Annotated in this window: 20 protein-coding genes; 11 read left to right on the top strand and 9 right to left on the bottom strand. The window is 71.5% G+C overall.

All coding sequences use genetic code 11. The annotated features are described in order from the left end of the window. Window positions 1-3: 3 nt before the first annotated feature. Window positions 4-624: a DUF47 domain-containing protein gene (locus tag ACIGFK_RS32060; protein ID WP_376660442.1), complete on the bottom strand. Its 621-nt coding sequence runs from the start codon at window positions 622-624 to the stop codon at window positions 4-6. A gap of 187 nt (window positions 625-811) precedes the next feature. On the opposite strand from ACIGFK_RS32060, the gene ACIGFK_RS32055 reads away from it, so the two are divergent. Beyond that, entirely contained in the window at window positions 812-1,126 is a 315-nt protein-coding gene (locus ACIGFK_RS32055) for a metal-sensitive transcriptional regulator (RefSeq protein WP_376660441.1), read from the top strand. A 240-nt stretch (window positions 1,127-1,366) separates the two neighbouring features. Here the strand turns inward: ACIGFK_RS32055 and ACIGFK_RS32050 are convergent, their stop codons facing one another. Together ACIGFK_RS32050 and ACIGFK_RS32045 are read right to left on the bottom strand one after the other, a co-directional pair. Next, on the bottom strand, window positions 1,367-1,561 hold the full coding sequence (locus tag ACIGFK_RS32050; protein ID WP_376660440.1) for a hypothetical protein: 195 nt from the start codon (window positions 1,559-1,561) through the stop codon (window positions 1,367-1,369). 150 nt (window positions 1,562-1,711) lie between these two features. Beyond that, window positions 1,712-2,545 carry a hypothetical protein gene (locus ACIGFK_RS32045; protein ID WP_400054611.1) on the bottom strand — a complete coding sequence of 278 codons (834 nt, stop codon included), beginning with the start codon at window positions 2,543-2,545 and terminating at the stop codon, window positions 1,712-1,714. A gap of 132 nt (window positions 2,546-2,677) precedes the next feature. On the opposite strand from ACIGFK_RS32045, the gene ACIGFK_RS32040 reads away from it, so the two are divergent. Beyond that, the gene (locus ACIGFK_RS32040) at window positions 2,678-2,893 is read left to right on the top strand and encodes a hypothetical protein (RefSeq protein ID WP_386473402.1); all 216 of its coding nucleotides are present in this window, start codon (window positions 2,678-2,680) and stop codon (window positions 2,891-2,893) included. Between the two features lie 54 nt (window positions 2,894-2,947). After that, the gene (locus ACIGFK_RS32035; RefSeq protein ID WP_376660437.1) at window positions 2,948-3,166 is read left to right on the top strand and encodes a hypothetical protein; all 219 of its coding nucleotides are present in this window, start codon (window positions 2,948-2,950) and stop codon (window positions 3,164-3,166) included. A 119-nt stretch (window positions 3,167-3,285) separates the two neighbouring features. On the opposite strand, the gene ACIGFK_RS32030 is transcribed toward ACIGFK_RS32035, so the two are convergent. From ACIGFK_RS32030 to ACIGFK_RS32015, 4 genes are all read right to left on the bottom strand, one after another. Next, on the bottom strand, window positions 3,286-4,026 hold the full coding sequence (locus ACIGFK_RS32030; RefSeq protein ID WP_376660436.1) for a phosphatase PAP2 family protein: 741 nt from the start codon (window positions 4,024-4,026) through the stop codon (window positions 3,286-3,288). Window positions 4,027-4,230: 204 nt separating this feature from the next. Beyond that, window positions 4,231-5,238, bottom strand: a complete 1,008-nt coding sequence (locus tag ACIGFK_RS32025) for an NlpC/P60 family protein (protein ID WP_376660444.1) — start codon at window positions 5,236-5,238, stop codon at window positions 4,231-4,233. Window positions 5,239-5,433: 195 nt separating this feature from the next. Next, window positions 5,434-6,228 (bottom strand): thioesterase family protein, encoded by a 795-nt coding sequence (locus ACIGFK_RS32020; RefSeq protein ID WP_376660435.1) that lies wholly within the window; start codon window positions 6,226-6,228, stop codon window positions 5,434-5,436. Between the two features lie 52 nt (window positions 6,229-6,280). Beyond that, the gene (locus tag ACIGFK_RS32015; RefSeq protein WP_376660434.1) at window positions 6,281-6,889 is read right to left on the bottom strand and encodes a LysE family translocator; all 609 of its coding nucleotides are present in this window, start codon (window positions 6,887-6,889) and stop codon (window positions 6,281-6,283) included. A gap of 66 nt (window positions 6,890-6,955) precedes the next feature. Between ACIGFK_RS32015 and ACIGFK_RS32010 the strand changes: the two genes are divergently transcribed. Both ACIGFK_RS32010 and ACIGFK_RS32005 read left to right on the top strand, forming a co-directional pair. Beyond that, window positions 6,956-7,456 (top strand): GNAT family N-acetyltransferase, encoded by a 501-nt coding sequence (locus ACIGFK_RS32010; protein WP_376660433.1) that lies wholly within the window; start codon window positions 6,956-6,958, stop codon window positions 7,454-7,456. A 4-nt stretch (window positions 7,457-7,460) separates the two neighbouring features. Further along, window positions 7,461-8,273: a pentapeptide repeat-containing protein gene (locus ACIGFK_RS32005; protein ID WP_400054608.1), complete on the top strand. Its 813-nt coding sequence runs from the start codon at window positions 7,461-7,463 to the stop codon at window positions 8,271-8,273. Between the two features lie 56 nt (window positions 8,274-8,329). On the opposite strand, the gene ACIGFK_RS32000 is transcribed toward ACIGFK_RS32005, so the two are convergent. Further along, on the bottom strand, window positions 8,330-8,971 hold the full coding sequence (locus tag ACIGFK_RS32000; RefSeq protein ID WP_376660431.1) for a hypothetical protein: 642 nt from the start codon (window positions 8,969-8,971) through the stop codon (window positions 8,330-8,332). Window positions 8,972-9,374: 403 nt separating this feature from the next. Here ACIGFK_RS32000 and ACIGFK_RS31995 point away from each other — a divergent pair, with 403 nt between their 5' ends. The 6 genes from ACIGFK_RS31995 (at window position 9,375) to ACIGFK_RS31970 (ending at window position 16,411) form a co-directional block, all read left to right on the top strand. Beyond that, window positions 9,375-9,683: a hypothetical protein gene (locus ACIGFK_RS31995; protein ID WP_008742356.1), complete on the top strand. Its 309-nt coding sequence runs from the start codon at window positions 9,375-9,377 to the stop codon at window positions 9,681-9,683. 104 nt (window positions 9,684-9,787) lie between these two features. Continuing rightward, complete coding sequence (locus tag ACIGFK_RS31990; protein ID WP_376660430.1) at window positions 9,788-10,621, top strand: hypothetical protein; 834 nt, start codon at window positions 9,788-9,790, stop codon at window positions 10,619-10,621. Then, a complete protein-coding gene (locus ACIGFK_RS31985; protein ID WP_400054606.1) occupies window positions 10,611-11,933 on the top strand; it encodes a hypothetical protein in 1,323 nt (440 codons plus the stop codon). Before ACIGFK_RS31990 ends, ACIGFK_RS31985 begins: the two co-directional genes overlap by 11 nt. Beyond that, the gene (locus tag ACIGFK_RS31980; RefSeq protein WP_376660428.1) at window positions 11,930-13,489 is read left to right on the top strand and encodes an SCO6880 family protein; all 1,560 of its coding nucleotides are present in this window, start codon (window positions 11,930-11,932) and stop codon (window positions 13,487-13,489) included. The genes ACIGFK_RS31985 and ACIGFK_RS31980 overlap by 4 nt, the downstream gene beginning before the upstream one ends. Window positions 13,490-13,508: 19 nt before the next feature. Beyond that, window positions 13,509-14,924, top strand: coding sequence for an ATP-binding protein (locus tag ACIGFK_RS31975; protein WP_376660427.1), 1,416 nt, complete (start codon window positions 13,509-13,511; stop codon window positions 14,922-14,924). 2 nt (window positions 14,925-14,926) lie between these two features. Then, the gene (locus tag ACIGFK_RS31970; RefSeq protein ID WP_400054603.1) at window positions 14,927-16,411 is read left to right on the top strand and encodes a type VI secretion protein; all 1,485 of its coding nucleotides are present in this window, start codon (window positions 14,927-14,929) and stop codon (window positions 16,409-16,411) included. Here ACIGFK_RS31970 and ACIGFK_RS31965 read toward each other — a convergent pair. Continuing rightward, window positions 16,408-16,959, bottom strand: coding sequence for a GNAT family N-acetyltransferase (locus ACIGFK_RS31965; RefSeq protein WP_376660425.1), 552 nt, complete (start codon window positions 16,957-16,959; stop codon window positions 16,408-16,410). The genes ACIGFK_RS31970 and ACIGFK_RS31965 overlap by 4 nt on opposite strands. Window positions 16,960-17,125: the final 166 nt, after the last annotated feature.

Here is a 17,125-nt window from a genome sequence, read left to right as displayed (position 1 = left end):
GGTTCAGGACTCCTTGACCGCGATGGTCTCCACCGTGTTCGCGACGTGCTCGAACGCGTCGGCCGCCTCTTCGAGCACGTCGACGATCTGCTTCAGCTTCAGCACCTCGATGGCGTCGTACTTGCCGTTGAAGAGCTGGGCGAGCAGCTTGCGGTGGATCTGGTCGGCCTGGTTCTCAAGGCGGTTGACCTCGATCCAGTACTCGGTGAGGTTGTCCATCGTCCGCAGGTGCGGCATCGCCTCGGCGGTCAGCTCCGCCGCCCGCGCCAGCACCTCGATCTGCTGCTCGACGCCCTTGGGGAGCTCCTCCACGTTGTAGAGGACGACCAGGTCGACCGCCTCCTCCATGAAGTCCATGATGTCGTCGAGCGACGAGGCCAGGCTGTAGATGTCCTCGCGGTCGAACGGCGTGATGAAGGAGGAGTTCAGCTGGTGGAAGATCGCGTGGGTCGCGTCGTCCCCCGCGTGTTCCGCTGCCCGCATCCGCTCCGCGATCTCGGCCCGGGCGGAAGCATCCGCTCCGAGCAGTTCCATCAGGAGCTTGGAGCCCGTGACGATGTTGTCCGCGGATGCGGCGAACATGTCGTAGAAGCTCGTCTCCCTGGGGGTCAGACGAAATCGCACGTGAGGTCCTCGGGCTGCATTGGATTCGGTCAGGCTGATGCTAGGCGCATCCCCCGGCCACGGCTAACCGGCGGTTCCCCAGTGTCCTCCATCAGGCAGAGTGAGGACCACGGACCCCTGTCCGTTCGACGGGAGCCCGGTATCCTATACCCACGAGGGGTATGCGCGGACCACCACGGGAGAAGTGATGACGACCATCGAGGCCGAGGGTTCCGGAGCCGTCCACGGTTACCACGACCAGAAGGCAGAGCACCTCAAGCGCCTGCGCCGGATCGAGGGCCAGATCCGCGGCCTCCAGCGGCTCGTGGACGAGGACGTGTACTGCATCGACATACTCACCCAGGTCTCCGCGAGCACGAAGGCCCTCCAGTCCTTCGCGCTCCAGCTCCTGGAGGAGCACCTGCGCCACTGCGTGGCGGACGCGGCGGTCAAGGGCGGCACGGAGATCGACGCCAAGGTGGAAGAGGCCACGAAGGCCATCGCCCGCCTGCTGCGCACGTAACCGCCTCCGGGCCCCGCCGACGCTTGAGGCGCGGGGACACCCCCAGCCCCGCCGGCGTTTGAGGCGCGGGGACTGGGGCGGAGCCCCAGGACACGGCGGGAAGTCCGGGGAGGCCCGGGTCGCGGCACGGGGTCCGGGGAGGCCCGGGTCGCGGCACGGGGTCCGGGGCAGGGCCCCGGGGACGCGGGGTCCGGGGCGGCGTCCCGGGACGCTCAGCCCCGGGCCGCCCGGGACGCGGGGTCAGCCCGACCAGATCCCCATCAGGACCTCGTCGATCCGGTCCTGGCTGAGCCGCTCCTCGGCCGCGGCCGACGCCGCGATGATCAGCTCACCGCACAGTTCGATCTCGGCCAGCGCCACGTGGTCCTGCACTGTCGTACCGCCTGCGGGAGTCACGGGTGTCACCTCAATCTGCCACCGGCCACCGGCCGTCATCGGTCATGCCGCATCACTCGCCGGCGCCCGGCTTCTCAGCGTAGGGAGAGCGCCCGGCGGCGCCCATGGCACGGAAGGACCATTTCCGGGCACCGGGCCATGGCCCGACCCGTACGCCCCGACCCGCCCGCCCGCACCGGCCCGTACCCACTACTCGGCGATCTTCCCTGCGTAGATGTCCCCTCCGGCCGGCAGCACGACGGTCACCGGCGTCCCGAAGCCGTACAGCAGGGTCGTGGACGAGACATCGATCACGCCATCGTTGACGTACGTGAACCGGTGCCGGACCTTCCGCAGCCGCCCCTCCTCGTCCAGGTACGCGTCGAACGGCACGGTGTCGTTGCTGAACCCTTTCGCCGCCGCCTCCAGCGCCCCGCGCACCTCCGGGGAGGCGATCCGCGCGGCCCGCCCGATGTCCGTCGTCCCCCGGTAGTGCCGCACCTTGGTGCCCGCCACCTCGGTCTCCCCGACGTACGTCACTTCCTGCGCGCCCCGCAGCAGCTCCGCCGCGACCAGCGGATCGGTGGCCCCGCCCGTGACCAGGTTCCCGTCGGCGAGGGTCGTCGTGTCGACCCGGACCCACTTGTCGTCGGGCACGCCCGCGCCCCGGTTCTTCATGTACAGCGCCCCGGGCACGAGCAGCTCGGTGATGGGCCGGTGCTCGGCCTGCCCCTTCACGTCCGCGGGGAGCATGACCAGCAGCTGTCCCATCCGGTTCTTGAAGTCGACGCCGCCCTCGCCGCGGATGGTGACCCGGGTGCCGCCCGTGGCCATCTCCATGGCCGTACGGGCCTGCGCGCTGCCCGTCCTCGTCAGTGCGTCCGCGGCCCCGCGGACCACCGCCGCCGGGTCACCGTGGGGCCTGTCGTCGCTGTCGCCGCCGCCCGCGCATCCGGCCATCGCCGTGACGGCCAGGGTGACGCCGGCCGCGAGCACCGCCTCGCCCGCACGCCCGCGCAGCCGCCTGTGCTGGTGCACCACCATCGCCTGCCAACCCCCAACGCGTGACCGCTGTCTGCCCGAGGCCCCCACCCGCTCCGGTTAACGAGGTCCGGGGTTTCCCGTCACGGTTCCGGGCCCTCCCGGAACCGCGCCCCGCCCGGGTACCGTTGGGGTGTGGAACCGCATACCGACGCGCCGTTGGTCACTCCGCTTGTCCCCGTACCGCTCCAGCGCCCGCAGTTGCAGTCGCAGCCGGCTGCCGGGCACATCACCTCCACCGCCGAGCGGGGCTCGTTCTGCCTGGCGGTCTGCAGCTGCGGCTGGACCGGTCCGGCCCGCCGCTCCCGCGACCTGGCCCGCAAGGACGCCTCGCGGCACACGACCGGCTAGCCCTTTCGGCCCCCTCGGCTGGCCGCGGCGCGCCGGAGCCGATGCCCTGGACTCATGCCAGGACCCGCAGCCCGCCTCGCCGCCCTCGTCTGGGCCCTGCTCATCGTGTCCGCTCCGGGCGGCGCGGCCTGGGCCAGACCCGTCGGCTCGGCGGAGGGCCCGGCCGACGTGGCCCTGGCCGTGGGACTCACCACCCTCGCCGCCCTGGCGACCGGGCTGTGGCTGCGCTCCCGCCACCGCCGCGGCGGCGACACCGACGGCGGCGAACCGTGACCCCCCGCCCCCGCCCCCGCCCGACGGCGGTGCGGATGTGCTTCGGCGCGGCGGGGCTGTGCCTGCTGGCGGCCGTACTGCTCGGCGTGTGGAAGCTGTACGCCTAGTACGGCCGGCCCTCAGGCCGCGAGGTCGCTCTCGTGCGTGCGCTGCTCCGCCGCCGGGTTCTGCGGCTGTGCCAGCCCGACCGGCTTCGGCAGCATCCGCTCCTTGGTCCGTACGAGCCGCCCCAGGCGCGGGGCGCGGGCCACGGCCCGGACCACCGGGTTCAGCAGCGCCAGCGCGAGCGGTGCGAGGACGAGGACGACGGCGGTGCCGAGCGCGTAGCCGCCGATGACGTCCGTCGGGTAGTGGACGCCCATGTACACGCGGCAGGCGCCCTCGGCGAGGGCCAGCGCGATCCCGGCGAGCCCGAGCCTCCGGTCGGCCACGAACAGGCCGATGCCCAGGGCCATCGCGAGGGTGGCGTGGTCGCTGACGAAGGAGAACCGGGCGTCCCCGAACTCGGCGCCGAGGCGCGCCCCGAGGCCGGGGTCGAGCACCTGCAGCCCCTCGTGCTGTGCGAACGGCCGCGGCCGCCCGACGAATTCACGCAGCGGCACGTTCACGAGCAGGGCCAGTCCCGCGGCGAGCGGGGCCCACACCAGCGCGGTGAAGGTCTCGACGGCCGCGGTCTCGTCCTGGCGGCGGGCACCGTGCCAGCACCACAGGACCAGGAGCACGAGGGCCAGCGGGATCCCGTACTCGCCGGCCAGCGCGACGAGCCGGTCGAACCAGCTCGGGGCCTGCCGGGCCGCGTCGTTGATCTCGTACAGCAGGCTGACATCCACATTCGGCCCACTGCTCGTGAGTCCAGCCATGGTGATGCGGCCCCTTGCTCTTGCCGTGGTTCCCCTGCGGGCGCACGCCGGTGTGCACCCCTTCGCCCCCGTTTTGATCAAGCTCCGTGTCCATGGAACGCCCGTTCTGACAAGTACGTTCCACTCTCCACCGAATGATCACCCCAACGTTATCGAAGAGTGACTCATCGTCGCAGCTCAGGGCCTTTGGTTTACGGAGAGTTACTACGGCGCCTTGCTCGCCCCGCCGCGCTCCGGAAGCGCCTCCGCGCCGTCCTTCGTGACCCGCGTGGCGCCGAAGTAGTCGGGGGTGTCGATCTTGTCGAAGCGGATGACGGCGCCGGTGTAAGGGGCGTTGATCATGTAGCCGCCGCCCACGTAGAGCCCGACGTGCCGAATGTCCCGAGAATTCGTCAGATCATCGGAGAAGAAGACCAGGTCTCCGGGCAGGAGTTGGTCCCGCGAAGGGTGCGGACCGGCGTTGTACTGGTCGTTCGCCACGCGCGGCAGCTGGATCCCCACCGTCTCGTACGCGGCCTTGGTCAGCCCCGAGCAGTCGAACCGGCCGCCCTGGTCGGGCGTTCCGTTGCCGCCCCACAGGTACGGCGTGCCGAGCTGCTTCTGCGCGAAGTAGATGGCCCCGGCCGCCTGTTGGGAGGGGGCGACCCGGCCGACGGGCCGGGCGAAGCTCTTCGCCAGGCTGGTGATCGCCTTCACGTAGCCCTGGGTCTCCTTGTACGGGGGCACACCGCCGTACTTGATGACCGCGTAGGCCCCGGCGTTGTAGGCGGCGAGCATGTTCGACGCCGGGTCACCGGGCACGCTCGCCACGTCCTTGGCCAGCTCGCAGTCGTACGAGGCAGCCGAGGGGATCGCGTCGTTCGGGTCCCAGATGTCGCGGTCCCCGTCCCCGTCCCCGTCGATGCCGTGGCCCGCCCAGGTGCCGGGGATGAACTGCGCGATGCCCCGCGCGTCCGCCGGGCTGACCGCGCTGGGGTTCCAGCCGCTCTCCGAGTACAGCTGGGCCGCGAGCAGCGCCGGATTGACCGCGGGGCACAGGTTGCCCCACTTCTCCACCAGAGCCTGGTACTTCGCGGGCACCGCTCCCTTGGCCAGGCCCACCGCACTGCCGCCCGCACCAGCACGCCCGAGTCCCGCCGCGGCGGAGTAGGTCCCCACGACGAGCAGCACGAGGAAGCTCAGGCAGAGCCCGATCCCGATCCCGCCGGCCATCCAGAATCTGCGCACCCGTCAACCCTCCCCCATCGCCGCCGCTTTCGGACGCGATTCGACCGTGTCGCCTGTCCTACTACCCCACTTGCCATCTTTGACGGACGGCGGTCGGGCGTCCAGTCCCTCCCGCCCTCCCGCGGCACGCAGGGACCGGAACCGGACGGGGGGGGACGCCCCGGGGGACGGGGCCGACGGCTACCTCGGTGCGACGAAGAGGCTCTGCGCACCCCGCCCGATCGGCCCCTTCTCGTCGTGCAGCCGCGCGTCGGCCAGCCCGATCCCGGCTGCGTCCACGCTGGTGGCGGCCTCCACGCAGACCCACTCGCCCACCGGATGACGGTGGAGGTGGACCGTCAGGTCACCGTTGACGAAGACGAAGCGCCGGAAGTCCATCACCGAACTGATGCCGTTCCCCGAGTCGGCGGCGACCAGCACCCGGTCCAGCGCCCTGTGCTCCTCCCCCGCCACCAGCGGCACCCTCATCCGCATCCAGCAGGTGCCCGGCCCCTGCTCGACGAACGCGCCCTCGGCGAACCGGCTCTCCATCGCCGTGTGGTAGCCCACGTCCCACGGCACCGGGAAGAACGGGGTCTGCGCCACCTCCCCCGGCGACGGCAGCCCCGGCCCCGGCACCACCGCCGGCACCGCCTCCTCCGCGACCCTGATCCGCAGGGCCCGCGCGAGCATCACCGGCGCCGCGGCGCCCTCCGGCGTGAGGGCGGCCTCGACCACCTCGGTGCTGCGGCCGGCCCGCAGCACGCTCGTGGTGATCTCCAGCGCGCCGATCGGCACCGGGCGCAGGATCTCGTACGTGATCCGCGCGATCCGCATGTCCGCGCGCCCGCCCGGCCGCTCCTCGACCGCCCGCCCGAGCAGCGCGGCGGGCGGCCCGGCGTGCTGCGACGCGGGGTCCCAGGGGCCCCTCGTGGACTCGGTGGCGGCGAACCGCCCGGCATCGACCCGTTCGTAGAACCCCTCGGCAGCGCCCATGCGCCTCACGCTACCGACAGGTAACCAACGGCACCAGCCCCGTCCCCGACGCTCAGCGGGCGAACCCCAGCCCCACCCCCAGCCCCACCAGCACCGACCCGATGGCCCGGTTCAGCGTCTTCTGCGCCTTCAGCATCCGCTCGCGCAGCCGGGAGTCGGAGAAGAACAGCGCCACCGCCCCGAACCACCCCAGGTGCGCCGCCGACATGAACAGCCCGTACCCCGCCTGCTGCCACACCGGCGTGTCCGGCCCCACCACCTGCGTGAACGTCGACACCACGAACAGCGTCGTCTTCGGGTTCAGCACATTGGTCAAGAACCCCGACCTCAGCGCCCCGGCCCGCGTCAGCTCCGGCTTCGTGTCCAGGTCCACGGTCACCGCGTCCCGCGCGCGGAAGGTCCGTATCCCGATCCACACCAGATACGCCGCGCCGGCCAGCTTGATCGCCGTGAACAGCGCGGTCGAGGAGGCGATCAGCAGCCCGACCCCGAGCATCGTGTACGTGACGTGGACCAGCACCCCGGCGGCGACCCCGGCGGCGGCGAACAACCCGGTGGGCCGCCCGTAGAGGTAGCTGTTGCGGACCACCATGGCGAAATCGGCGCCGGGACTGATCACGGCGAGGAGGGTGATGACTGCGACTGCGATCACTTCTGTCATGCGCCGATGCTCGGCCCCCGCCCCACCCCCGCTCAACCCCCTTTTGCGGTCGGCATACTTGGCGGCATGCCCACACAGCCCCCGCTGTCCCTGATCCCCTACCGGCCCGCCACCGACGGCCCCCTGCTCCGCTCCTGGGTGACCGGCCCCGCCGAGCTGATGACCTGGGCCGGCCCCTCCTTCTCCTGGCCCCTGGACGAGACCCAGCTCGCCGCCTACGCCGCCGAGCCCGGCCGCCGCATCTGGACCGCCGTCTCCCCGGCCGGCGAGCCCGTCGGGCACGTCTCGCTCTCCGGCACCCGCCTCGGCCGGGTCCTGATCGCCCCCGGGGCCCGCGCCCACGGCCTGGGCTCGGCCCTCGTCTCCCGGGCCGTGGAACTCTGCTTCGGCGAGCTGGACCTGCCGGAGATCACCCTGGGCGTCTGGTCCCACAACACGGCCGCCCTGCGGATCTACGAGAAGCTGGGATTCCGCACGGAGCAGGTGATCGAGGACGTGGAACGGGTCGACGGGATCCCCTGGACCGCCGTCCAGATGCGCCTGCCCGCCCCCCACCGGTCACAATGAACGGGTGGCCCTCCCTCCTCTCCCCCTCCTGCAAGCCGACTGCTCGAACTGTTTCGCGCTCTGCTGCGTCGCCCTCCCCTTCGCCAAGTCGAACGACTTCGCCGTGAACAAGCCCGCCGGAACCCCCTGCAAGAACCTCCGGCAGGACTACCGCTGCGGCATCCACACCCAGCTGCGCGACAAGGGCTTCCAGGGCTGCACCGTCTTCGACTGCTTCGGCGCGGGACAGCAGGTCTCCCAGGTCACCTTCGGCGGCCGCGACTGGCGCACCGGCCCCGGTACGGCCCGCCCGATGTTCGAGGTCTTCCCCGTGATGCGGCAGCTGCACGAGCTGCTCTTCTACCTCGCCGAGGCCCTCACCCTCCCGGCAGCCGCCCCGCTCCACCCGGACCTCCGCCACGCCCTCGCCACCACCGAGGAGTGGACCCGGGCCGACGCGGACGCCCTCGCGGCCCTCGACGTGTCCGCCCTGCGCCAGGAAGCGAACGTCCTCCTCCTCGAGGCCAGCGAGCTCGTACGCGCCAAGGCGCCGGGCCGGAAGAAGAACCACCGCGGCGCCGACCTGATGGGAGCCCGCCTCTCCGGCGCCGACCTGCGCGGCGCGAACCTCCGCGGCGCCTACCTGATCGCCGCCGACCTCAGCCGCGCCGACCTCCGCACCGCGGACATGATCGGCGCCGACCTCCGGGACGCCGATCTCCGCGACGCCGACCTGCGCGGGGCCGTCTTCCTCACCCAGGCCCAGCTCAACGCGGCCCGGGGCAACCCCGGAACCCGCATCCCCGACACCCTCGCCCGCCCCGCCCACTGGGCCTGAGAACGAACGGCGAAGCCGCGTACACCAAGGGCTCGGGGGCCCAGGCCCTCAGGGCTTCAGGGCCTGACGATGGCCGTCCACCCCGACGGACAGGTCACCACGCCCGCCGTGTGCGTGCAGAAGTTCTCGTAGATGTCGCCCGTGGTCGTGAGCACCTTGATCCGCACCGTGTTCCCCTCGCTGGCGATGGACACGCTGCACGCGTTCCTCGGGTGGCCCGGGTTCGCCGGCGTGGTGAGGTTCTTCCACGAGTAGGGGCCCGGGACGGGGTTCACGGTCCGCCGCCCGATGAAGGTCCGCCCCCGGTCCAGAGCCGCGGTGAACTCCAGGTTCGCCGTACCCCGGACCGTGTCGATGTCCGAGCACGGCCCCGGCGCACCCGGCGCGCCGGGCCGCCCGGGAGGACCTGCCGGACCCCGGTCGCCCTTGGGCCCCTTCGGCCCCGGCGGCCCCTTCGGACCCCGTCCGCCCCTCGGCCCCGCACAGCCGTCAGCGGCCACCTCCGGCGTGGCCCTCACCTCCTCCTTCCCGCTCGCTCTCACCCCGTCGCCGCACTCCCGGCCCACGAAGGCCTCCGCCTCCGCCCCCGCCACCGCCGCCGAAGCCGGCACCGAAACACCCGTGAGGCCGAGCGCCAACGGCACCGCCAGACCACCGGCCAGCCATGCACGCCGGCCTGCCCTGATCGCCGAACCCATCCGTCCACTCCTCGTGTCGCCGTTCCGAACGACCGGAGCATCACCCGCACTAGCGCGTTCGGATGGAATGACTGACGGAATGTCGGACATATATCAGCGAAACGGCCCAACGACACGCACCCCCACTGCGCCGAACGGCGGCCCCTCACCCCACCCCCAGCACGCCGAGACGGCGATCATTGCCCGGCGTCACCCCCCGTGATACACACAGTGACCACACGCACATTCGCATACCCACCACCCGTGCCCAGGTCAGAGCGCACGGTCGGGTCACAGGCTGGGACATCGGGTAAAGAGAGCCGTCAAGTCGACGACGGCGGCGGTTTCATCAGCGAAGATAGTGAGTGACCCCTGCCGTCGGGCACGGGCTACCGGAACTACCCATACAGGGGCGGTGAGTTACATGATCCTGGCAGCCGAAAAGGGCGACATCACCACCATCATCGGCGGAATCGCCCCGAACTGGGGGCCGTTCGGCAGTCTCGGCAACGAAGCGAAGGTCATGATCGAAGTGGTCATGGCCGTGGCGATCCTCCTCTGCCTCGGCATCGCCATCTGGGGCGCGGCCAAGCAGCGCATCGGCGCGACCGCGCTGCGCGACACGTTCAGCGCAGAACAGGGCAAGGGCCTCATCGTGGCCGGCCTGACCGGAGTCTTCATCATCGGCTCCCTCGGGACCCTCTTCACGATCGTCTACGGGATGGCCGTCTAACCGCGCCGAGGACCACGGCGGCAGCACCTGATGAGGAATCACCACACCGCGCCTGCGCGGAAACCAGCGCTACCGGCGTACGACGCGGAGGGGGCCGACACGGAATGAGCAACGACGACCACTACGGCGGCGGCAGCGGCCACGGCGAGGTCGGCGGCACGGGCCAGACCCGTACCCGCCTCCCGGACGCCCCCTCCGACCCGTACGGCCCGGCCCGCCGCGCCCCGCGCGCGTCCCGCAGCCTGATCACGGTCGTCGGCGTGGTGGTCCTCCTCATCGCCGCGATCGCGTTCGCGAACCAGGCCCCGGACGGCACCGAGGACAAACCCGCGGACAACGCCCCCGCCGCCTCCTCCACCGCCGCCACGGGCACCAACCCCGTCACCGGCAAGGCCGCAGGCATCCCCCGCGGCTTCGCCCACGACGAACAGGGAGCCCAATCGGCAGCCGCCAACTACGCGGTGGCACTCGGCTCCGACGGCATGTTCAAGACGAACACCCGCCACGCCCTCGTCGACGGGATCTACACCCCGGAGACAGCAGCCCGCCTGAAGGGCCCTCAGGACGAGGCGTACTCGGCCGCGTTCCTCGCCAAGCTCGGACTCGACGCGAACGGAAACCCCCCGCAGGGCAGCACCTTCGTCACCCGGGCCGTCCCCATCGGCACCCGCGTCGAGAGCTACACCCCGACCGGCGCCAAGATCGCGGTCTGGTACACCGGCCTCATCGGCATGTCCGGCGCCAAGTCCACCGACCCGGTCCGGACCCTCTGGAAGACCTGGACCTTCGAACTGAGCTGGATCGGCGAGGACTGGAAGGTCGTCGACGACACCCAACAGGACGGGCCCGCACCGGTTCCCGGCGATGTCCCCGTGTCGACGTCCGACGACATGAGCAAGGCCATCAAGGAATTCGGAGGATTCACCTATGCCCGCTAGCCGACGGCTCACCGCCCGGCTGGGCGTGATCGCCTCTGCCCACCTGGCCCTCGCATCCCTGGCCACCCACGCCTACGCGGCCCCCACGCCCACCCCGACACCCACGCCGACGCCCACGCCACAGCCGAGCAACGACCCCTGCGCCCTGCTCGACGGCCCTTCCAAGCAGTACTGCCAGAGCGGCACGGGCGGTGGCGCACCCAAAACGGGTCTGGCCCCCAGCGACGGCGCAGACGCCCTCAACCCCCTAGCCTCCCTAGCCAAGGGCTGCGCCGACGCAGCCTCCTGGATCGTCGCCAAGCTCAGCGAAGCGGTAAAGGGCGGCGCCAACGTCGACTTCACCAACCCCGCCTTCCTCAAGCAGTACTCCGTCGTCTTCGCCGCCTCCACCATCCTCACCCTCGTCCTCTGGCTCTTCGCCGTGGCCAAACGAGCCGTCCGGGGCGTCCCCCTCACCACCGCCCTCTCCGAAGCCATCGGCTTCCTCTGGCTCACCGTCCTCGCCTCCGCCTTCACCCCCCTGATCCTCTACACCGTCGTCTCCGCCACCGACGGAGTCACCGAGGTCATCGCCTCGGCCACCGGCGGCCAGACCGACGTCTTCTTCGGCTCCTTCTCCGAAGCCCTCAAGAAGGGCGACGACATCGGCGGCGGCCCGATCATGCTGATCGTCGTCTCCCTCGTCACGGTCCTCGCCGCCGGCATCCTGTTCCTGGAGCTCTTCATCCGGGCCGCCCTCCTCTACGTGGGCGCCCTCCTCGGCGTGGTCGTCTACTCCGGCCTCGTCGACCGCAACCTCTGGGGCCACGTCCGCCGCTGGGCCGGCATCATGATCGCCGTCATCCTCGTCAAGCCGGTCATCGTCATCGTCCTCGGCCTCGCCGGCGCCCTGACCGGAGAAAAGGGCCCCAACGCCTTCTCCGCCGTCGTCACCGGCCTCGCCATCATCCTCCTGGCGATCTTCGCCTCCGCCGTGATCTACCGCTTCGTCCCCGGCTTCGGCGACGAGATCGCCTCCGCCCGCGCAGGCCGCAGCAAGGCCACCGACGGCGCCCAGGCAGCCGCCGTCATCAGCTCCCCGGCCTCCCTCGTCTCCCAGGGCATCAAGACCCACAGCAGCCGCGGCGCCCACCGCGGCGGCGACGGCGGGGCGGCCAACGCCGCCCGTCCCGCCAACCCCATCTCCGGAGGCGTGGCCGCCCACAGCAGCCGCCCCACCGGCGGCGGGGCCGGCGGCGGATCTGTCCCCTCCGCCGCACCCCCGCCCCGCACAGGTTCGAGCACGAGGAACACAGGAGGTGACGGGCGTTGACGACCCAGTCCCACCAGCTGCACCCGGTCGCGCCCCGCCGCACGTATCTCATCGGCCGCGCCCGGCCGAACGCGATCGTCGGCAAGAACCGCGAGACCGGCGAGATCGCCCTGATCATCGCGGGGGCGTTCCTCGGCATGATGAGCGGACTGCTCGTCCCCGACCTCACCCTGCGCATCGTCAGCCTCGCAGGCTTCCCCATGCTCGCGCTCGCCGCCGTGTACGTCCCCTACCGCGGCCGCACCTTTTACAAGTGGTTCGAGATCAACCGCAGCTACAAGCGCACCCTGCGCCGCGGCACCACGTACCGATCCACCGCCATGGAAGCCGGCACTCGCGCCGCCGACGGCCGCGAGGTCGAGATCGGCCCGCCCCCCGGCATCGGCCGCATCAGCTGGCTCGCCGCCCCCTTCGGCCCCGACGAGATCGCCGTACTCCTCCACGCCGACCGCCGCACCGTCACCGCCGCCATCGAGATCGAGGGCCCCGGCGTCGGCCTGCGCGACAGCGAGGACCAGGAAGCCCTCGTCGACCGCTTCGGCACCCTCCTCAAGCACGTCGCCAACGGCGACGGCTTCGTCACCCGCCTCCAGATGCTCGCCCGCACCCTCCCCGCGGACCCCGACGCCCACGCCAAGGACGTCGCCCAGCGCGGCGACACCAACGCCCCCGGCTGGCTCCGCGACTCGTACGACCAGCTCCAGTCGATGGTCTCCACCTCCTCCGAGCAGCACCGCGCCTACCTCGTCGCCTGCATGCACTACTCCCGCGAACTCGCCGCCGAGGCCCACACCATCGCCCGCGCCGGCACCCCCAAGGGCCGCAAGCTCGACCGCGACGCCGGCCTCGCCATCGTCATGGCCCGCGAACTCACCGACATCTGCGCCCGCCTCGCCGAAGCCGACATCCGCGTCCGCCAGCCGCTGGGCCAGGGCCGCCTCGCCTCCCTCGTGCACTCCATGTACGACCCGGACCACCCCATCGACCACATCCAGGCCATGACCAAGCGCAACGCCTGGCCCGCCGAACTCGACGCGGTCGAACCCACCTACCTCCAGGCCAAGACCCGCGAGTCCTCCACCCGCGCCCCCTGGTGCCACGCCACGGCCTGGGTGAAGGAATGGCCGATGACCCCCGTCGGCGTCAACTTCCTCGCCCCGCTCCTCGTCCACACCCCCGACGTGATCCGCACCGTCGCCGTCACCATGGATCTGGAGCCCACCGAGGTGGCCATCGAGCGCATGCTCACGGAGAAGACGAACGACGAGGCCGACGCCAGCCGCGCCGCCAAGATGAACCGCACCGTCGACCCCCGCGACATCGCCGCCCACGGACGGCTCGACCAGAGGGGTGAAGATCTCGCCAGCGGCGCTGCGGGAGTCAACCTGGTCGGGTACATCACGGTGTCCTCGCGTTCCCCGGAAGCCCTGGCCCGGGACAAGCGCACCATCCGCGCCTCGGCCGGCAAGTCGTACCTGAAACTCGAATGGTGCGACCGCGAGCACCACCGCGCCTTCGTCAACACCTTGCCGTTCGCCACCGGCATCCGACGCTAGCTGGAGGGAAGTGCCGCCCATGCGAGATCCCATGTCCGCTCTGACGGACGCCTTCACCAGCTTCCTGTTCGGCAAGGTCGAAACCACGCGCCTGCCCGTCCGCACCTCCACCGGGCAGGCGCAGGCCGTCTACCTGCCCACCGCCGCCCCCGGTCTCGGCGACTCCGGCGTCATCATCGGCCGCGAGGTCTACAGCGGCAAGGGTTACATCTACGATCCCTTCCAGCTGTACGGACAGCAGCTCCCGGCCCCCCACTGGCTGGTCCTCGGCGAGTCCGGCAACGGCAAGTCGGCCCTCGAGAAGACGTACGTCCTGCGCCAGCTCCGCTTCCGCGACCGCCAGGTCGTCGTCCTCGACGCCCAGGGCGAGGACGGCGTCGGCGAGTGGAACCTGATCGCCCAGCAGCTGGGAATAACCCCCATCCGCCTGGACCCGATCGCCGCCAACGACTCGGGCATCCGCCTCAACCCCCTCGACCCGGCGATCACCACGACCGGCCAGCTCGCCCTGCTCCGCACCATCATCGAAGTCGCGATGGGCCACGGCCTCGACGAACGCTCCGGCTTCGCCCTGAAGGTCGCGCACGCCTACGTCGTCGACAGCATCCGGGACCGACAGCCCGTCCTCACCGACATCGTGGAACAACTGCGCCACCCCGAAGCCGAATCGGCCCTCGCGATGAACGTCGACATAGACGATGTCCGCGCCTGGGGCCTCGACGTCGCGCTCGTCCTCGACCGCCTCGTCGACGGCGACCTCCGCGGCATGTTCGACGGCCCCACCACCGTCGGCATCGACCTCGACGCGCCCCTCATCGTCTTCGACCTGTCCCACATCGACCGCAACTCCATCGCCATGCCCATCCTCATGGCGATCGTCGGCGTCTGGCTCGAACACACCTGGATCCGCCCCGACCGCAAGAAGCGCATCTTCCTGGTGGAAGAGGCCTGGCACATCATCAACAGCCCCTTCGTGGCCCAGCTGTTCCAGCGCCTCCTCAAGTTCGGCCGCCGCCTCGGCCTGTCCTTCGTCGCCGTCGTCCACCACCTCTCCGACGTCGTCGACGGCGCCGCCGCCCGCGAGGCCGCGGCCATCCTCAAGATGGCCTCGACCCGCACGATCTACGCCCAGAAGGCGGACGAGGCCCGCGCCACCGGCCGCGTCCTCGGCCTGCCCCGCTGGGCGGTGGAAATCATCCCCACCCTCACCCCGGGCATCGCCGTCTGGGACGTCAACGGCAACGTCCAGGTGGTCAAACACCTGATCACCGAGGCCGAACGCCCCCTCGTCTACACCGACCGCGCCATGACGGAGTCCTCGGCCCCCGCGCTCCCCGCCGACCTGCTCGCGGCGGAACTCGAAGCGGAGGAAAGGGCCCTGTCGATGGAACGCCACCGCAACAACGGCACCGGCTCGGCAACCACGGTGGCCTGACCATGTCCAACGCCAGAGGTACGGAACCCACGGCCCGGGCCGGCGGAATCCCCGACGGGGTCCTCGTCGGCCTCCTGGCCTTCCTCCTCGGCCTCGCCGTCCTGGTCTGGTCGGCCACCGGCCTCGCCGCCCTCTTCGCCAAGGGCGCCTGGCCGGCCACGGTCACCTTCACCCGCACCCCGGGCGCCGTCCGCGCCCTGATAGCGCAACCCCACGACATCCCGGCGGCCTGGCCGGACACCGACCCGGCCGCCCTCTCCGGCTGGGGCCTGTTCTGGGGCCTGTTCATCAGCCAGCTCCTCATCCTGCTGGTCCTGACGATCTTCACGATGGGCGTCATCGCCCGCACCAGGGCCCGCCGCACCCTCGCCAGAAGACCAGCCCCGGCACCCGACCCGCAGGACCCCCGGCCCACGCCCCCCGCCCAGCAACAGCCGTACGCACCCCAGCCGTACGAACCCCGGCCCCCGGCCCCCCGCCCGGCCGCGGCCGAACCGCCGCCGGCCGCGCTGGACGACGCCCACCGCCACGGCTTCGGCCACGCCCCGGCCACCACCGCCGGAACCACCGCCCCACCGCACCGCCTGACGTACGCGACCCCCGCCGAACGCCACCACCTCGCCACCCAGGCCATCGCCACGGCAGAAGGCGCGGCCCTGGTCGTCACGTCCTCCCCCGCCCTCTGGGCGGAGACCAAGGACGCCCGCGCCAAGATCGGCCCGGTCCTCCTCTACGACCCCTCGCACCTGTGCGACACCCCGGCCCGCATGCACTGGAACCCGGCCGAGGGCTGCGCCGACCGCGACACCGCAGCCGCCCGCGCGATCGCCCTCCTGGCCCCCGTACGCCCGCAGGCACGCATCGACGCCGCCCTCACCCACACGGCGGAAACGCTCCTGCGCAGCTGGCTCCAGGCCGCCGCACTCGACGACCGCCCCTTCAAGCAACTCCACCGCTGGACCCAGGGCAACAGCGCCCAGGACCCGGTCCGCATCCTCCGCACCCACCCGCAGGCCGCCCCCGGCGCGGCCGGCGAACTGGAGAGCGCCCTCACCGCCCACCCCGAACGCCGCGAACAGGCCCTCCAGCTGACGGCCCGCGCCCTCGACTCCCTGACCTCGATCCACATCCGCGAGGCCTGCAACCCGAACCGAACGGATTCCCTGACGCTGGCTTCGTTCGTGGCCGAGGGGGGCACGCTCTACGTGGTGGGCGAATCCCTGGAAGACCCCCGCACCCACCCGGGTGCGATGCCTTTGCTCACCGCACTCGCCGCTCACGTGGTCGAGCACGGCCGCCGCATGGCCGCACGGTCATCCCACGGTCGGCTCGACCCACCACTCACCCTGGTCCTGGAGGACGTAGCAGCCGTCGCCCCGATCCCCCAGCTCCCGGAGCTCCTGACGGACGACACGCTCCCCGTCGTCGCCCTGTGCCGCAGCCGCGAACAGGCCCGCTCCCACTGGCCGGAAGCGCCCCTCCCCTAGGGCCTGGCCACGACGTACTCCCGCTCCTTCGCACCGGTCTCCAGCGGCACCAGCAGACCACTCGCCTCGAACCCGTAGCGCCGGTAGAAGGCCTCGGCCCTGGCGTTGTCCTCGTGCACGAACAGCCGCACCCGCTCGGTCACCGGCTCGTCCAGCGACCAGGCCCATTCCAGCGCGGCATCGAACAGCCTGTCCACGAGCCCGCCGCCCCGCTGCTCGGGCCGTACGAACACCCCGACCACGTGCCCCTGCTGCTGCTCGACGGCCTCACCGAAGAAGTCCTCACTGCCCTGCGCCTCGATGAGCACGGTCACGGACCCCACCCACCGACCGTCGCCGGCCTCGGCGACGAACTGCCGGGCACCCCGCCCCTCGGCAGCCCGCGCGGCACGCTGCTGCCAGAAGGAATCGTCCTGGGCGAGGGCCTTCTCCTCGGTCTCGAGGAAGGCCACCGCCGCCGCAGGATCCCGCAGCGCGGCCAGCCGCAGCTCCTTGACCTTCTCCCACTCGCCGCCCCGTACGGCCCTGATCACATAGTCGTCACTCATGCCCGGAGCCTAACGACCTGCCCCCACGGCCTCACCCGCGTTTCCCGGCCACTCATCAGCGAACCGCCCGTAAACGCAGAAAAGCCCCGCACCAGAAGGTGCGGGGCTTTCCCACAATGATTGTTCGGCGGCGTCCTACTCTCCCACAGGGTCCCCCCTGCAGTAC

The organism is Streptomyces sp. NPDC085524 (genome assembly GCF_044541755.1).
GTDB lineage: Bacteria > Actinomycetota > Actinomycetes > Streptomycetales > Streptomycetaceae > Streptomyces.
The sequence above is the reverse complement of the archived record's forward strand: the minus strand, read 5'-3'. Positions and strand labels throughout refer to the sequence as shown.

Excerpts from the sequence above, each read along its gene's own strand:
- ACIGFK_RS32035 (WP_376660437.1), top strand. The coding sequence starts at position 2,948 with ATGCCAGGACCCGCAGCCCGCCTCGCCGCCCTCGTCTGGGCCCTGCTC.
- ACIGFK_RS31975 (WP_376660427.1), top strand. The coding sequence starts at position 13,509 with ATGCGAGATCCCATGTCCGCTCTGACGGACGCCTTCACCAGCTTCCTG.
- ACIGFK_RS32025 (WP_376660444.1), bottom strand. The coding sequence starts at position 5,238 with ATGGCCGGCGGGATCGGGATCGGGCTCTGCCTGAGCTTCCTCGTGCTG.
- ACIGFK_RS31995 (WP_008742356.1), top strand. The coding sequence starts at position 9,375 with ATGATCCTGGCAGCCGAAAAGGGCGACATCACCACCATCATCGGCGGA.
- ACIGFK_RS31990 (WP_376660430.1), top strand. The coding sequence starts at position 9,788 with ATGAGCAACGACGACCACTACGGCGGCGGCAGCGGCCACGGCGAGGTC.
- ACIGFK_RS32015 (WP_376660434.1), bottom strand. The coding sequence starts at position 6,889 with ATGACAGAAGTGATCGCAGTCGCAGTCATCACCCTCCTCGCCGTGATC.
- ACIGFK_RS32020 (WP_376660435.1), bottom strand. The coding sequence starts at position 6,228 with ATGGGCGCTGCCGAGGGGTTCTACGAACGGGTCGATGCCGGGCGGTTC.
- ACIGFK_RS32055 (WP_376660441.1), top strand. The coding sequence starts at position 812 with ATGACGACCATCGAGGCCGAGGGTTCCGGAGCCGTCCACGGTTACCAC.
- ACIGFK_RS32045 (WP_400054611.1), bottom strand. The coding sequence starts at position 2,545 with ATGGTGGTGCACCAGCACAGGCGGCTGCGCGGGCGTGCGGGCGAGGCG.
- ACIGFK_RS31970 (WP_400054603.1), top strand. The coding sequence starts at position 14,927 with ATGTCCAACGCCAGAGGTACGGAACCCACGGCCCGGGCCGGCGGAATC.
- ACIGFK_RS32030 (WP_376660436.1), bottom strand. The coding sequence starts at position 4,026 with ATGGCTGGACTCACGAGCAGTGGGCCGAATGTGGATGTCAGCCTGCTG.
- ACIGFK_RS32010 (WP_376660433.1), top strand. The coding sequence starts at position 6,956 with ATGCCCACACAGCCCCCGCTGTCCCTGATCCCCTACCGGCCCGCCACC.
- ACIGFK_RS31965 (WP_376660425.1), bottom strand. The coding sequence starts at position 16,959 with ATGAGTGACGACTATGTGATCAGGGCCGTACGGGGCGGCGAGTGGGAG.
- ACIGFK_RS32050 (WP_376660440.1), bottom strand. The coding sequence starts at position 1,561 with ATGACGGCCGGTGGCCGGTGGCAGATTGAGGTGACACCCGTGACTCCC.
- ACIGFK_RS32000 (WP_376660431.1), bottom strand. The coding sequence starts at position 8,971 with ATGGGTTCGGCGATCAGGGCAGGCCGGCGTGCATGGCTGGCCGGTGGT.
- ACIGFK_RS31985 (WP_400054606.1), top strand. The coding sequence starts at position 10,611 with ATGCCCGCTAGCCGACGGCTCACCGCCCGGCTGGGCGTGATCGCCTCT.